The sequence below is a fragment of the Acinetobacter gerneri DSM 14967 = CIP 107464 = MTCC 9824 genome, from assembly GCF_000368565.1.
In the GTDB taxonomy this organism is placed as follows: domain Bacteria; phylum Pseudomonadota; class Gammaproteobacteria; order Pseudomonadales; family Moraxellaceae; genus Acinetobacter; species Acinetobacter gerneri.
This window is the reverse complement of sequence record NZ_KB849542.1, coordinates 108296-124080: the sequence shown is the minus strand read 5'-3', so window position 1 is coordinate 124080 and position 15785 is coordinate 108296. Positions and strand designations below refer to the sequence as shown.

At 37.6% G+C, this 15785-nt stretch carries 15 protein-coding genes; 12 read left to right on the top strand and 3 right to left on the bottom strand.

Going from position 1 to position 15785, the window contains the following annotated elements:
* Window positions 1–6: 6 nt before the first annotated feature.
* Both F960_RS06155 and F960_RS06150 read right to left on the bottom strand, forming a co-directional pair.
* Window positions 7–1359, bottom strand: a complete 1353-nt coding sequence (locus tag F960_RS06155; protein ID WP_004860892.1) for a peptidylprolyl isomerase — start codon at window positions 1357–1359, stop codon at window positions 7–9.
* Complete coding sequence (locus F960_RS06150) at window positions 1359–3839, bottom strand: LPS-assembly protein LptD (protein WP_004860889.1); 2481 nt, start codon at window positions 3837–3839, stop codon at window positions 1359–1361. The genes F960_RS06155 and F960_RS06150 overlap by 1 nt, the downstream gene beginning before the upstream one ends.
* A gap of 120 nt (window positions 3840–3959) precedes the next feature.
* On the opposite strand from F960_RS06150, the gene F960_RS06145 reads away from it, so the two are divergent.
* From F960_RS06145 to F960_RS06095, 11 genes are all read left to right on the top strand, one after another.
* On the top strand, window positions 3960–4976 hold the full coding sequence (locus F960_RS06145; protein ID WP_004860886.1) for an aminoglycoside phosphotransferase family protein: 1017 nt from the start codon (window positions 3960–3962) through the stop codon (window positions 4974–4976).
* Window positions 4973–5662, top strand: a complete 690-nt coding sequence (gene murU / locus F960_RS06140) for an N-acetylmuramate alpha-1-phosphate uridylyltransferase MurU (RefSeq protein ID WP_004860883.1) — start codon at window positions 4973–4975, stop codon at window positions 5660–5662. Before F960_RS06145 ends, murU begins: the two co-directional genes overlap by 4 nt.
* 87 nt (window positions 5663–5749) lie before the next feature.
* Complete coding sequence (gene rsmG / locus F960_RS06135) at window positions 5750–6382, top strand: 16S rRNA (guanine(527)-N(7))-methyltransferase RsmG (protein ID WP_004860880.1); 633 nt, start codon at window positions 5750–5752, stop codon at window positions 6380–6382.
* Between the two features lie 22 nt (window positions 6383–6404).
* The gene (locus F960_RS06130; RefSeq protein WP_004860877.1) at window positions 6405–7187 is read left to right on the top strand and encodes a ParA family protein; all 783 of its coding nucleotides are present in this window, start codon (window positions 6405–6407) and stop codon (window positions 7185–7187) included.
* Window positions 7184–8074, top strand: a complete 891-nt coding sequence (locus F960_RS06125; RefSeq protein WP_004860874.1) for a ParB/RepB/Spo0J family partition protein — start codon at window positions 7184–7186, stop codon at window positions 8072–8074. Before F960_RS06130 ends, F960_RS06125 begins: the two co-directional genes overlap by 4 nt.
* A 379-nt stretch (window positions 8075–8453) precedes the next feature.
* On the top strand, window positions 8454–9098 hold the full coding sequence (locus tag F960_RS06120; RefSeq protein WP_004860871.1) for a MotA/TolQ/ExbB proton channel family protein: 645 nt from the start codon (window positions 8454–8456) through the stop codon (window positions 9096–9098).
* Window positions 9095–9517 (top strand): ExbD/TolR family protein, encoded by a 423-nt coding sequence (locus F960_RS06115; RefSeq protein ID WP_004860868.1) that lies wholly within the window; start codon window positions 9095–9097, stop codon window positions 9515–9517. The genes F960_RS06120 and F960_RS06115 overlap by 4 nt, the downstream gene beginning before the upstream one ends.
* A 3-nt stretch (window positions 9518–9520) precedes the next feature.
* Complete coding sequence (gene msbA, locus F960_RS06110; RefSeq protein WP_004860865.1) at window positions 9521–11245, top strand: lipid A export permease/ATP-binding protein MsbA; 1725 nt, start codon at window positions 9521–9523, stop codon at window positions 11243–11245.
* Between the two features lie 4 nt (window positions 11246–11249).
* Window positions 11250–12260 carry a tetraacyldisaccharide 4'-kinase gene (lpxK, locus tag F960_RS06105; RefSeq protein ID WP_004860863.1) on the top strand — a complete coding sequence of 337 codons (1011 nt, stop codon included), beginning with the start codon at window positions 11250–11252 and terminating at the stop codon, window positions 12258–12260.
* A gap of 9 nt (window positions 12261–12269) precedes the next feature.
* A complete protein-coding gene (gene kdsB, locus F960_RS06100; RefSeq protein WP_004860860.1) occupies window positions 12270–13031 on the top strand; it encodes a 3-deoxy-manno-octulosonate cytidylyltransferase in 762 nt (253 codons plus the stop codon).
* A 6-nt stretch (window positions 13032–13037) separates the two neighbouring features.
* A complete protein-coding gene (locus F960_RS06095) occupies window positions 13038–14030 on the top strand; it encodes a DNA polymerase III delta subunit-related protein (RefSeq protein ID WP_004860857.1) in 993 nt (330 codons plus the stop codon).
* Between the two features lie 228 nt (window positions 14031–14258).
* On the opposite strand, the gene F960_RS06090 is transcribed toward F960_RS06095, so the two are convergent.
* Window positions 14259–14978, bottom strand: a complete 720-nt coding sequence (locus F960_RS06090; protein ID WP_004860855.1) for a hypothetical protein — start codon at window positions 14976–14978, stop codon at window positions 14259–14261.
* Between the two features lie 463 nt (window positions 14979–15441).
* On the opposite strand from F960_RS06090, the gene F960_RS06085 reads away from it, so the two are divergent.
* Window positions 15442–15780 (top strand): PilZ domain-containing protein, encoded by a 339-nt coding sequence (locus F960_RS06085; protein WP_004860852.1) that lies wholly within the window; start codon window positions 15442–15444, stop codon window positions 15778–15780.
* Window positions 15781–15785: the final 5 nt, after the last annotated feature.

Sequence of the window (15785 nt, the reverse complement as noted above, 5' to 3'; positions counted from 1 at the left end):
ACATGACTATTTTTGTTCAGCTTCTTGAGTCGAGTCATTTTGAGCTTTTTCAATTGCTTTTTGATCTAGCGATTTGTCTTTGATATCTACATAAGTGCTGGCACGAAGCTCACGTAACCAACTGTCTAACTCAGAGTCAAATTGACGTTCACCTAAAATTTGTTTCGCCATACGCTTTTGCAATTCTGAAGTCATATCTTGGTCACGAGTATCCGTCACTTGTAAGATGTGCCAACCAAATTGACTTTGGAAGGGCTGACTGATCTGATTGACTGGTGTATCTTTCATTTGCTGTTCAAATTCAGGAACCATTGTGCCAGGACTCACCCAACCTAAGCTACCACCATCACGTGCTGAACCAGGATCATTTGAATAAGTTGCTGCAAGCGTTGCAAAATCTTCACCTTTGCTTAATCGGCTATAAATGCTATCAATCATTTGTTTTGCCATGTCTGCAGTTACAACTTCTGAGGGTTGAATGAGAATGTGGCGAACTTGGTATTGATGAACAAGGGCTTTTTGATCATTCGATTTACGATCAAGAAGCTTTAAAATGTGAATACCGTCTTTAGCGGGTATCAACTCGGAAGTTTGACCTACTTTAATATTAGTCACTCGTGCAGCGAGTTCAGCAGGGATGTCTGAAAAACTGCGGAACCCCATATCTGCGCCATCAACTGTAACATTGGCAGTACTGAATTTTTTGGCGATTGCAGCAGTATCATTGCTGTCTTGTAAGGCATTTTTAACATTTGCGGCAGTTTGATTAATTTCAGCTTCTGAACCACTACCTGCGATACGCATATGTAAAATATGAGCTTGACTGCCTACTGCAGCTTGACCTTGTGGCGATTTTAAGAAGTTATCGACATCTTGGTCACTGATTTTAATACGTGACATCACCATTTGTTGGCGAAGTTTTTGTACGCTTAAATCTTCTGCAACTCGATCACGTAAGCCTGCATAAGCACCGGGGCTATAAGCATCAAGTTTTTGCTGAAAACTCTCTAAGCTATTGCTACCAGATTGTTTGGCAACTTTGAGTACTGCATCATTTAACGTTGCTTCGTCAATTTTTACGCCATAACGTTTAACTTGTTCAAGCTGAGCATCACGGATAATGATGGCATCAAGTGCTTGCATTTTTAAATATTGTTCAGGCGGTACTTCTTTCTTTTGTGCTTGATAAGTTTGTTTTACTTCATTAACTGCTTGATTAAGATCACTTCTTAAAATGGCACTATTTCCTACGATCGCAATAATTTCATCAGTAGGTTCTGCAAATGAAGGCATAGATGAAGAAATTAGGAGCGACAAAGTTGCCGCCTTAAATAAACTTTTAAAAATTTGCGTCTTCATTAACGTTGTGTCCAAGTTTGGTTTGTTTTGTCGAAGCCTAAAATACGGTTTTGAAGTAAAGAAGCGAGCTTATTATTCAAACCACCTAAGCCTTTGAGTGTGAATTCGGCCATAACCGCACGTTTTGGTTTTACATTTGAATCATTTACGTTGTCAAGATCGTTATAGTATGAACGACCATATACTGAAATACCCCAACAGCAAGACTCATAATTTACACCGAGTAAATATTCACGGAAAATACTGTTATCGATGTCATATTGAGCGTGCCCCATAATACTCCAGTTGTTATGTACTGGTTGTATAAAGGATGCAACAACTTGATCATAATTTTCTTGACGATCCGCAATGTACTTACGATTAAAATAGCCTAAATTGTAAAGATTACCGTGTTCATTAGAATAATAGACTTGGAAATCGCGCTGCGCATTGTCGCCATTTGACATCCAAGCGGAATCAGCAGAAATCGTAAAATTTTGATTTAACTGGCTTGATAAGCTAATCACAGGTCCAGTTTTTGATTGTCGGTCAATAATATCTGGGTTATTGGATAAGTTAACACGACGATCTTCAAAGTAATAACTTTGACCAATACTTGCTCTTAAGCGTTCTAATCCGGCTGTATCAAACAAGCTATAACTTAGACCTAAAGACATGAAGTTGTTGTCATCTAAACGGTCATGCCCATAAAAACGTGATGGGTTGAACAACTGGTCATAACTAATTGAAGCTGATGTTGTATCGAAGTTTGGATAGCCATCTTGGTTTTTGTATGGTGCATAAGCATAGAACATACGTGGTGAGATGGTTTGTAAGTATTTACCTTCTTTTTCAAAGGTTAAACCTGCATCTAAAGTAAATTGTGGTACGACGACAGATTTGTTTTTGTTGTCCTGAGAGGTGTTACCAGTCGCATTGAGTGCATCAATCGTATTTTGATCATAGAAGGTATTTAATGTACGAACTGATGCTTCAGGAATCAAAAATGCATATTGGTTTCGAAAGTTATAGCGTACGGCAAATTCATTATATAAACGTGTACCGCTAGGTTGAGTATTGTAGTCGGTTACATCATTAATTGATTTTTTGAAATATGCTGTGTCATTGTTATATTCAAATTGGACACCTTGTGGATTACCTGCAATATAGTTCACTAAAAGCTGCGGTAAACGAGCATATGGTTTATCAACATCAGGTAATGTTTTATCCAAAGTTTGGAAATCTTCAACACGTAATTGTGCTTTCAAACCAGGAATACCATGAGCATAGTTTAGTTGCCATGCACGACGTTGGTTTAACTCAGTTTTTGAGTTTGGATTGCTATCAAAATCTGAGAAAAAGTCCTTATCTGATACATAGTTGTATTCAGCATTGGTTGACCATTGGTCATTGATTTGCCAGTAATGACGGAAATGGAAATCTTTACGGTCTTCGTCATTATACTTTCTATCTTGAGGTAAGAAGCTACCTTCTAACTGACCAGCACCAAAGTTTTCCGTCAAATAGCGAAATTCACCCTGTAACATTGCACCACGTGAACCCAAAATGCTCGGGGTAATGGTCGTATCATAATTTGGTGCAAGGTTGAGGTAGACAGGAACTGTAAGCTGTAAACCACCATCATTGGTATAACCAAAGTTAGGGTTTAAAATACCTGTGGTACGACGATCATCAATAGGGAAGTTGAAATACGGTACTGAAATAACAGGGACATCTTTGACATAAATACGAGTGTTACGTGTTACACCACGGCCTGTATCTTGGTTAAGCTCGATCTTTTTAGCTTTGATATTCCAAGTTGGTTTTTCATCAGGTGGGCAAGTGGTGTAGGTTGCATTCTCAAGTTCAAGCACATCTGGAGATTTGCGAATAATTTTTTCGGCATGTCCGTGCGCATGTTGTTGTTCAGCGATATAAAAACTATTGTTTAGATCACCTGTCGATGTTTCTAAATTGTAATTAATCTGGTCGCTTTGCGCCAAAATACCTGCTTGAGCAAGCTGAACATTACCTTCAGCATTGGCATGGGTCTGCGTTTTATCAATGGTGACTTTATCCGCACGAATCATACGACCTTGTTGGTCGATCACGACGTTCCCCGTTAAAGTGGAATCACCATTTGGATTGTAATAACCATTGTCCGCAGTAATCACTGATGTGGCATCTTTAGGTGCAACAGCAGGGGTATTTGGATCAACTGGTGTTACCCAAACATTTTGGCAAAATTGATCACTACTGGCATTTTTATTGGCTTTTAAACTTTGTTGATGCTGCATCGCCTCAGGTGAGTCTTTGCTGACATAGTATTGTTCAAAGAAATTTTGTCCAGGATAGCTTTCTTTAATGCTTTGCTTTAACTGGTTGTTATCGACAGTCGAAACGACGCCATCCGTAGTTTCTGCATAACTTGATACAGAAGTTCCACAGAGTAGTGTCAAAATAGCAGTCGCTAAAGGATTAAATTTAAACTGATGCTTCATTTGTCTCATTAACCAAGTATGCTGATCGCAATTAATTATTGTCGCATGATAGAGAAAAAGTTGATAAGTGGCTACACTTAGCACTTTAAAAAAATCAGCCTGAATTAGATTTAATTGCAAATGAATACACAACGTGAACAATTGATACAAACATGGGTTGCATCTGTATTAGATTCAGATCAATTTAAAATCAACTTTTTAGCAGGCGATGCGAGCTTCCGTCGTTATGCACGAATTATCCTGAATAATAAAACATTTATGCTCATGGATGCACCTCCAGATAAAGAAGATTGTGTGCCTTTTGTCAAAATAGATGATTTTTTCGATAAAAATGGCGTCCGTGTACCGCATATTGTTGCTAAAGATTTAGACAATGGCTTTTTATTGCTGGAAGATTTTGGTGATACTTTGTTATCGACCTTGCTCGATGAAGACACGGTAGATGCATATTATTTGCAATGTTTTAAACAATTGATTCAGTTGCAATCAATTGATGGAACAGGGCATTTTCCTGCTTATGCTTATGAAAAACTCATGCAAGAAATGCATTTATTGACCGAGTGGATGTTACCTTCTTTAAAAATCGAAACAGATCAGACTGAAAAAGCCATGATCGAAAATGCTTTTGATTTCTTGGCAAAAGAAGCTTTAGCGCAGCCTCAAGTGATCGTACACCGTGATTTTCATAGTCGAAACTTGATGAAACTTGAAAATGAAAGCGATCTTGGCGTGATTGATTTCCAAGATGCGGTCATTGGTGCTTATAGTTATGATTTGATTTCATTGACTCGTGATGCTTATGTGCAATGGAATCCAGAACGTGTTTATACCTGGTTTAAACAGTTCTACGCGCTTTTGCCAGAAGAGATCCGTGCCGCTCGTAGCGAACAGCAATTGATTCGTGATGCGGATTTGATGGCGATTCAACGCCATATCAAGATTTTAGGCATTTTTGTACGTCTATTTGAACGTGATGGTAAAACGGGTTATCTCAAAGATTTGCCTCGTGTGATGTGGTATTTACTTGAAGAAAGTAAAAATTACACAGAACTTCAACCGTTTATGCAGTTCATTCATTCTAAAGTCATGCCTGCATTTATTGAAAAATATGGTCAATACGAGGTTGTCACAGCATGAAAGCGATGATTTTAGCGGCAGGTTTAGGTAATCGTATGCGTCCGCTAACATTATACAAGCCAAAACCATTGCTTGAAGTTGGTGGTAAGGCTTTGATTGTATGGCATATTGAAAAACTAAAGAACATTGGTGTGACAGAGATTGTGATCAACTCTGCATGGCTTGCAGATGTCTTGATCGGCACGCTTGGTGATGGCTCTCAGTTTGGTGTCAAGATTTTGTGGACACGTGAAGAGGAAGGGCTTGAAACAGCAGGTGGTATTATCAATGCGTTGCCTTTGCTTGGTGACGATCCTTTTATTTTGGTGAATGGTGATGTTTGGACGACAATGGATTTCGCATCATTGTTGGAGATTCAGCTTGAGCAAGATGTAGCGCATCTTGTATTTGTACCAAATCCAATACAACATCCTAAGGGTGATTTTACTTTGGCTGATGGTCGTGCATATACATTTGAGCAAAATCACCAAGGTGAAAATTTAACCTATAGCGGAGTTGCGGTGATTTCGCCTAAACTATTCGAAGGTGCAAAACCGGGTAAGCAACCCATGCTACCATTTTTAAAAAATGCCATGAATAATGCTAAAATCTCAGCAGAGAAAATGCAGGGTGCTTGGGTAGATGTGGGGACACCTGAACGATTAACAGCCTTAGATCTACAAATTAGACAGGGTGAATACGCTTAAGTGCGTATTCACTAATCGTTAACTACTGTGACAATGTTAATAAATCGGTATACTTCCAACTAAATTTTTTTGAGATGTGAATTGTTTATGCATCCATTTTTTCAAGACTTAGAGAAAGGCAGTCGTAAGCTTGGTTTAAATCTAAGTGAAGATGTGCTCGGCCTATTACTAAAATATCAAGATGCTTTGGTGCTTTGGAATAAAGCTTATAACTTGACAGCGATTCGTGATCCGAAAGAAATGCTGGTGAAGCATTTGCTCGATAGTTTAAGTATTTTAAAAGATTTACCGCAAGGGCGTTTGCTTGATATCGGTACGGGCGGTGGTATGCCTGGGATGATTATTGCCTTATGTCAACCAGAACGCCAATGTGTATTGCTTGATTCAAATGGTAAAAAAATTCGTTTTCTCAAACAGTTTATTGCAGACTTAAAATTACAAAATGTGATTGCGGTTCAAACGCGAGTAGAAGATCAAGATTCTATTCAAGAATTGGGGCAGTTTGATGTGATCACCAGCCGTGCCTTTGCTTCATTGACAGATTTTGTTAAAGCGTCAGCGCCTTATATGCATGAAAAAAGCATCATTGCTTCCATGAAAGGCTTGGTGCCAAATGATGAAATTGCACAGCTTAAAAATGATTTTTCATGTGAAATTATTGAATTACACGTGCCGCGTTTAGACGAGCAACGTCATTTACTTTTATTAAAACAGATCTAATGTATTAAGGACTGGGGTTATCATGGCTCAAATTATTGCGATTGCGAACCAAAAAGGTGGTGTGGGCAAAACGACCACAGCAGTCAATTTAGCTGCTTCACTCGCAGTCTTAAAAAAGCGTGTTCTTTTGGTGGATATGGATTCACAAGGGAATGCAACGATGGGGTCAGGCATTCAAAAAAATGATTTGCTTTACTCCATAACTGATGTGCTTTTAGGTGAAGTTTCAATTGAAAATGCCATTACTAAAGCTGAAGTTGGTTATAAAGTTTTAGGTGCAAACCGTGATTTATCAGGTGTCGAACTTGCTATTGCAGAGCAAGAGGGCCGTGAGTTTATTTTGCGTAATGCATTGCAAGAAGTTGAAAAGAATTTTGATTATATTATCGTCGATTGCGCACCGAGTTTGAGTTTGATTACCGTCAATGCTTTGGCTGCGGTAGAAGGTGTGATTATCCCGATGCAATGTGAATACTATGCGCTTGAGGGTTTGGCTGATTTGACCCAAACGATTGATCGTATTCAACAAGCTTTAAATCCAGAATTGCAAATCATCGGTGTGGTTCGTACCATGTATGACGCACGAAATGCGTTAACACGTGATGTATCTGCTGAGCTTGAGCAGTATTTTGGCAAAAAGCTATATGATACAGTTGTGCCTCGAAATGTGCGTTTGGCTGAAGCGCCAGCACACGGTTTACCGATTATATATTTTGAAAAAAGCTCCAAAGGTGCGATCGCATACTTAAATTTGGCAGCAGAATTGTTAAAGAAGAGCAAAGTGAAGAAAGGAAATAAAGCATGACCACAAAAAAACGCGGATTGGCTAAAGGTCGTGGTTTAGATGCGTTATTAGGCTCAATCCAAAAAGAAAAATTACAACTTGAAGCGCAATCCCTTGATCATGGGCAATTGAAACAGGTTGATGTAGCAACTTTACGTCGTGGTGAATATCAACCACGTCGTTTTATCAATGAACAAGATTTACAAGAGCTAGCAGCATCAATTAAAAAACATGGTGTGATGCAGCCTATCGTGATTCGTCCTGTTGAAAATGAACAGTTTGATTATGAAATTATTGCGGGTGAGCGTCGTTGGCGTGCTGCACAAATTGCTGGATTAACTGAAATCCCTGCAATTGTGCGTGATCTATCTGACCAAGTGGCGATTGCACTGGCATTGATTGAAAATATTCAACGTCAAGATCTCAATCCGATTGATCAAGCATTGGCATTGCAGCGTTTCCATGAAGAGTTCGGTTTAAGTCACCAAGAAATTGCCGATACCGTAGGCAAGGCACGTACTACAGTCAGTAATTTACTGCGTTTGCTTAGTCTTGAAGAGCAAGTCAAAGACTATATGCAACAAGGTCAAATGGATATGGGGCATGCCCGTGCCATCTTGACTTTGAAGGCAAAAGATCAGTTGAAAGTTGCTGAAATCGTTGTTTCTAAAAGTTTATCGGTGCGCCAAACTGAGCAATTGGTTCGTGAATGGAATGCACCTAAACAAGACAAACCACAAGAACGTATGTCTGCAGACTTAGAGCAATTGACACAAAAACTATCTGAGCGTTTTAGTGCAAATGTGAAAATTGATCACAATAAACAAGGCAAAGGTAAACTTGTAATTCATTACCATTCACTAGATGAATTGGATGGAATTTTAAATATCTGTTTGCCAGAAAGTTAAGTTGGATACGAGATTAAAACGGCGTGAAATGCGCCGTTTTTTTGTTTTTGATTTGGAATAAGGTTCGGGTAATACGTTTTGAGCTGTTTTGAAAATAGCCTAAGCAAATATGTGTATTTTATAAATACATGTCTGTAAATTATTCTAATATTTTCAGTAATTTATCTATATTTTATAAAGTTTAGAAAAATTGTAAGTCTGGTTTTATTTGTATGCTTCTATATTTTATACTGATCATGTTTTTCTAAGTTGGAAACGGGGTGCGGTTGTAGTCTACTATTTCTTTTTTGATTAATATTTTGATTAATATAAGTTTTTAATACTGTTTGTTGTTTTTTAAGTTTTAGTTTTTTGTGATATTTTATTTTGTGGGGAATTTATGTGGGAATTGGTTAAGGCTGGTGGTTGGTTAATGCTGCCTCTTGCATTGTGCTCAATCTGTACCGTAGCCATAGTGCTAGAAAGATTTATTCGTTTAAGACGCAATTTGGTTTTACCTAAGCAAATTTTATTATCACAGTCATGTGATATATCTAAAATAATTCGAACGATAGAACAGGATAAAAGATCGGAACAGTCTGCATTAGGGCAAATTTTTACAGCGGGTTTTTTAGCAAAAAGTCAAAGTGGGGATTTCGCTCAGGCGCAGATGCAAGTGAGAGCATCGGTTGAAATTTCATTTTTGGAAAAGAATATCAATTTTTTGGGAACGTTGAGTGCTGCAGCGCCTTTACTTGGGTTATTAGGTACAGTGATTGGGATTATTGAATCTTTTTTGATGATGGATCTAGGGAGTAGTAGTAATCCTACGGCAATGATTCCTGGGATTTCTAAAGCGCTGATTACTACGGCTGCGGGGATGCTTGTAGCAATTCCAGCCTTATTTGCTTATCGATATTTTCAGCGTTTAGTACAAGATTATGTAGCTGAGTTGGAACAACAATCCACTTTATTTCATGCAACTTTGTTTTATCGAAATAGCGCAGATGAATCGACAGATGAAGTTTTAGGCGATCAAAAATGAAATTTAAACGTACAAATGTGGAGGATATTCAGATAAATTTGACGCCTATGATTGATTGTTTGTTGTTTATATTAGTTTTTTTGTTATTAACAACCACTTTTAGTCAAAGTAGTCGTATAAATCTCACTCTGCCTGATGCAGAGGGTGTTCCACCAAAACAATATGATCATAAAGTTGAAGTCATGGTAGACTCTACGGGTCATTATGCTGTAAATGGTCAAGCCCTTTCCAGCACAGAAGTATCTGATTTGATTATTGCAATTAAACAAGCGACCAATCATGAAAAAGATTTAATGTTTGTGATTGCAGCAGATGCAAAAGCCACTCATCAAGATGTGATTCGTGTTATGGATGTTGCGGGTCAACTCGGTTTTGTGAATGTCAATATCAGCACAAAGGTTCCTGCTCGAGGTTATTAATTAGTGAAACAGGATTTTAAAGTTTATTTACGATTGCTATCTTATTTAAAGAGTTTTAAATGGGCAATCATACTTGTCATTGTTGGTTTTGCGATTAATGCGGGTACTGAAGTTTCTGTTGCAAGATTGCTCAAATATATTATTGAGTCGATTCAAAATCACAATCAGCAAAATTTAAATTTATTTCCATTATTGATCGTTGCTTTGATCTTTTTTCGTGGTCTGGGGTTATTTGTTGGCGGTTATTTTTCGGCAGTTATTTCTAGAAGTCTTGTATTTAATTTGCGTCAAGAAGTGTTCTCGAAATTGATGCGTTTACCTTCACAGTATTATCTTGATCATTCAAGTGGTCAGATTTCTGCAAAATTGATGTATAACGTCGAGCAAGTCACAGCAGCTTCAACAGAATCGTTACAAACTTTGATTAAAGAGGGCTTGGTAACGATTGGTTTGCTTGGTTTCTTGTTGTATACCAACTGGAAATTGACTTTATGTATCCTTATTTTTGCGCCATTGATCGGTGGTTTGATTCGTAAAGCAGCGAAGCGACTTCGTAAACTTTCTATTCAAGTTCAAAATACCATGGGTGATATTAACCACGTGGTACAGGAAACTGTCATTGGTCAAAGTGTAGTAAAAGGCTTTGCTGGTGAAGATTACGAAAAAGAGCGTTTTTATCGTCATTCCAATGAAAATTTAAAACGTGGCTTGAAAATGGTTGTAGTGCAGCAACTGAATAGCCCCGTTGTTCAGCTGATCATGGCGATCTCGATGAGTATCATTGTCTGGTTAGCTTTACGTCCTGAGATTTTGGGTGATACCTCTGCGGGCGCATTTGTTGCCTACATTACTGCGGCGGGTTTACTCGGTAAGCCAACTAAAAATCTGACTGATATCAATGAAAAATTGCAACGTGGTTTGGCTGCAGCGCACTCAGTATTTGAGCTTTTGGACTTACCAGAAGAGGAAAATAACGGCACATTAAAACCAAAGTTGGATGGTCAAGTGACTTTCGACAAAGTAAATTTGGTTTATCCAGATGGTTCACATGCAATCCATGACTTTAGCTTAGATATTCAAGCGGGGCAAACGGTTGCATTGGTAGGGCGTTCTGGAGCTGGTAAATCATCTCTGGTCAATCTTTTGGTGAGATTTCAAGAATTGTCTTCAGGGCAAATTAGCTTTGATGGAAATGCGATTCGAGATATTGAACTTTCTTATCTGCGTCAAAATATTGCCATGGTCAATCAACAAGTGGTTTTATTTGATCGAACAGTCCGTGAAAATATCGCTTATGGTCAACTGCAAGGTGCCAGTGAAGAGGATATTATCAAGGCGGCAAAAGCAGCTTATGCACATGACTTTATCATGGCATTACCGCATGGTTATGACACTATATTGGGTGTAAATGGTTTAACACTTTCTGGCGGTCAACGTCAGCGTGTTGCTATCGCGCGTGCGATTTTGAAAAATGCACCCATTCTCATTATGGATGAAGCAACAAGTGCTTTGGATAATGAGTCTGAACATTATATTCAAAAAGCATTTGATGAGGCGATGCAACATCGAACAACCATTGTGATCGCGCATCGACTTTCTACTATTGAAAATGCAGATTGTATCGTGGTCATGGATAAAGGTCGTATTATTGAGAAAGGTACGCATGCTGAGTTACTTGCACAGCATGGTGCGTATTACCAGTTATATCAACGAAACTTCGAGGAATAACGACATGTCTATAGCGCAAATCATTCAAAATGCTTGGAATAAACAATCCAAGTGGCTGATTGCTTTGCGCCCACTGTCGTGGTTGTACGGTTTTGGCTTTGGTTTTAACAAATTTTTATACCAATCGGGTATTAAACATAAATATCATGCACCCATCCCTGTTATGGTGATTGGAAATATTACGGTTGGTGGTAGTGGTAAGACCCCGTTATTAATTCAGTTGGTGAAATATCTCCAATCAAAAAATGTAAAAGTCGGAGTGATCAGTCGCGGTTATGGTGGTGAAGGTCCATTTCCTCATCAAGTGACTTTGGATTCGATTCCTGATGTGGTTGGTGATGAGCCTTGTCTGATTGTGCAGTCTACTGGTGTGCCCATGGCGGTTGGAAGTAATCGCCGTGAAGCGATTGAGTTGTTATTGCAGCACTACGAACTAGACTTGATTATTAGTGATGATGGTTTACAGCATCTGGCACTCGATCGTCAGTTAGAATGGATTGTACTGGACAATAATCGTGGTCTAGGTAACCAAAAAATTCTGCCTGAAGGTTATCTGCGTGAACCTGTATCAAGACTTGAACAGGGGACTGTGATTGAACATGCACATGAACCTCACTCACATCTGCATATGCATTTAGAAGTTGCTGAGCCTTATTTGCTCAATCCACAATTTGATCAAGCATCTATTTTTGATCCAACACTGGATTATTATGCGGTGGTTGGGATTGGTTTTCCAAAGCGGTTTTACCATACTTTGGAAACGATGGGAGTGTGTGAGTTCCAATGTCACGAATTTCCAGATCATTATGATTATGAAATAAGCGATCTGCATTTTGAAGACATGAATCCGATTATCACTACTGAAAAAGATGCTGTTAAACTATTACCATTACTCAAGAAACATCCCTCATATCAACGAGAAATTTGGGTTGTCCCTGTAGAGGCAATTTTGTCTGAACAATGTTATCAATTGTTAGATCAACAATTGGGCGCATTGGGTATTCAAATCCACTAGGTTAATTTAATGAAACATATCGTTATTCCTGCGCGTTATCAAAGTTCACGTTTGCCGGGCAAACCTTTGCTCAATATTCATGGTCGCCCGATGATTTTGCGTGTGGTTGATCAGGCAAAAAAAGTTCAAGGTTTTGATGATTTGTGCGTTGCCACAGATGATGAGCGAATTGCAGCCGTATGCCGTGCTGAAGGTGTGGATGTGGTATTGACCAATCCAAACCATCCATCGGGTACAGATCGTTTAAGCGAAGTTGCTCGCATCAAAGGTTGGGATGCTGACGATATTATTGTAAATGTGCAAGGTGATGAGCCATTATTGCCTGCAAAATTGGTGCAACAAGTCGCTGAACTTTTGATTGAAAAACCACAATGTTCGATGTCAACTCTGTGTGAGCCTATTCACCATTTACAAGAGTTTCAAAAAGACAGCATTGTCAAAGTGGTGATGTCAAATCGCAATGAAGCTTTGTATTTTAGTCGCTCACCGATTCCTTATGATCGTGATGGTGCAAAACAAGCAGATTTGAAATTACATGCGATGGCATTTCGTCATTTAGGTTTGTATGCATATCGCGTCAAGTTACTTCAAGAATATGTAACTTGGGATATGGGTAGTCTTGAGAAACTAGAAAGTTTGGAACAATTACGCGTTCTGGAAAATGGTCATCGTATTGCAATTGATGTGGCACAAGTCAATTTACCACCAGGCGTAGATACCCAAGAAGATCTTGATCGCTTAAATGCGATGGCTGTTGAGCATTTCGAGTAAGAGAAGATGGTGCAAACAGAGTCTATGCAAACTGAGTCAAAAATATATCCATGGCAACAACCTGTTTGGGAAACACTCACCAAGCGTTTTCCAAATCTAGGACATGGTTTGTTATTTTATGGAAAGAAAGGTGCGGGTAAAGCTGAATTTACTCAGCAGTTTTTGGCTTGGGTGCTCTGTTTAAATAAACACGCAGATGCAGCTTGTGGTGAGTGTAGTAGTTGTCAGTGGTTGAAATCTGATACACACCCAAATTATGTGCATATCACGACCGATGAAGAAAATAAAAAGCAAAATGCCAAGATCAAGATAGAAAAAATCCGTGATCTTTTACCTTTTGTGCAGCAGACTGTCGATGGTTGGCGGGTAATTGTGATTGAACCTGCTGAAGCCTTAAATGTCGCTTCGAGTAATGCTTTGCTCAAAACCTTGGAAGAGCCGGGTGAGCGCACAGTCATTATTTTGCTTGCAGATCATTATTTAAAACTGCCAGCAACGATACGCAGTCGTTTACAACATTTTGCTTTGGATCGGGTGAGTACAGCCCAAGCTGAACAATATATACAGCAACATTTACCAGAACAAGCAGCGCAACAAAGTCAGTTGTTGATGAATTTGTCCAATCAAATGCCTCTTGCTGCAGTTGCTTTGGCTGAGAGTGCTTGGCTAAACCGCCGTGCTGAGTTTGTGCAAGATTGGCAAAAACTAGTTGTGCAAAAAAATATGCCAATGCAGTATGCAACCAAATGGAATAAAGAGCTTAATTTTGCTGATTTTATCCAAATGTTTGAATATTTGCTGGCAGATATAGTCGCGATTAAACTTGAACAAGCTTATAAAAATATAGATCTTGATTTGAGTGTTTTGGCTGAACAATACAATCTGGAAAGTTTATTTCATATTTATCAAGAGTTGCAACAATCCAAACTACAAGTTGAACAAAATGTACAAACCAATCTGGTTGTAGATCAGCTTTTTATTCAAATGATGAATTGTTAATATTGTGTGATTTTATAGGCACATTCATTCTTAGCTTAATAATGAATTTATGGTTATTTATTTAGCAATGCGTTTTATTTTAGCTTTCCTTTAAATATGAAAAGACCTGTGGTTGTTCATAACTCATCTTTTGTTATCACATTGCTTAGATTAAATTTGATATTTTGTAAGTCAAACTTGGTTAGATTATAGCTTTATAACGTAGTGATCATTTATATACAAAAAATACTATTTTTTATAAAAGTACAGAACTGAACTATAGCCTATATATATGAATTTAAAAAATATAAAATTTAATAGTAAGGTACATATAAATATTATATCAAGCTCAATTGGCGTATCAAGTTTGGAGACAAAATACCCTGCAATGACTGGTACATTCTTTACAAATGGTGCGAGTATGAATGAAATTAATAAAACTGACGCAAGAATAATTGTAAAAAATATATTTCCTTCAGAAATTTTAATTTCATGCTTGTTCTCTCGAGCTTTTGATATTTTTAAATAACTTGTTCTTTCCCCAAAGACATCCACAACATGAACAATACTTTTATCAAAGCTAGTGAAAATTCGGTTGAACAAGCCTTTACGCTTGAGTGTTAAATAATCTAAAAACACAAGGAAAAGTAAAATTAAATAGAATATAAAAATAAATGTATAAGAACCAATGTATTTTGAAGAATAATAAATTTGAAATCCAATCGATAGAAAAATAAAATACAAATAAAGTGAAAATATATATAAGGAGTATGAGAAAGCACTTTTTATAAAATAGCTAAAACCAAACATAAATAAGGTCATGAATGCTGCATAAATAGAGCAAAAAATATCTTCTTCTGTCACGTAAAATAAAATATTGCCTATACAGGCGAATATCAATGTAAGATAAATGATTTGTATGTTAGATTTATAAAATGCATCATTTTTATCAATAATAATTCTATTCATTACAACATCCTAAAACAGAGCATTACTCTGCCTGAAAAATAAACTATAAATATTTTAAAAAATTAAATCCCTTTTTTGTTTCTTTAGAAATACAACAATATTTTAAATGTTGCAGTACAAAAAATATTCCTTTTGTAGTTGGTAATAACCTGTCTAGTACAAGATATACAATGTTAATTTTGCTTAGCATCGCGTTTGAGTAGATTCTTCTTTATACTTGCCTCTTGGTCTTTAGCACAAGCAAACTCTAGTGAGATTTTCATCTTTAAATATACATGAACTGTGATTTGCTATGCTGATTTATGCTGAGCATACAATTTAGTGTGCCATGAATAAACAGTCTTTTGGGGTAGATCGAGCATACTTTATATGGAAAATTGCTTGAGTTTTATTTGAAAATTTTAAAATACCTTACTATTTTTTTTGAATTTTAATATTTATTACATACTTGGGGAGAATAATCATGATGGCAAAAAGCGGAGTAATCCAGATCAGTATCCCTGATCGTAAAACCCTGCAAGCCTGTTATATGCCTGCTATATCTGGTGGTGGTCTATTTGTTTGCACAGATAAAAAAGTGAGTCTTGGTGATGAGGTTTTTGTACTGGCCAATTTACCTGGACAGTCTCAAAAAATCCCATTGACTGGCAAAGTAGTTTGGATTTCGTATAAGCAAATGGGTGATAAGCCACAGGGATTTGCAATGCAATTGTCTGGTGAAAAAGGCAACTATTACAAAAATGAAGCAGAAAAATTGCTTGCAGGTAGTATGTCTTTAGATTGTCTAAGCTTTACAATGTGACTTTG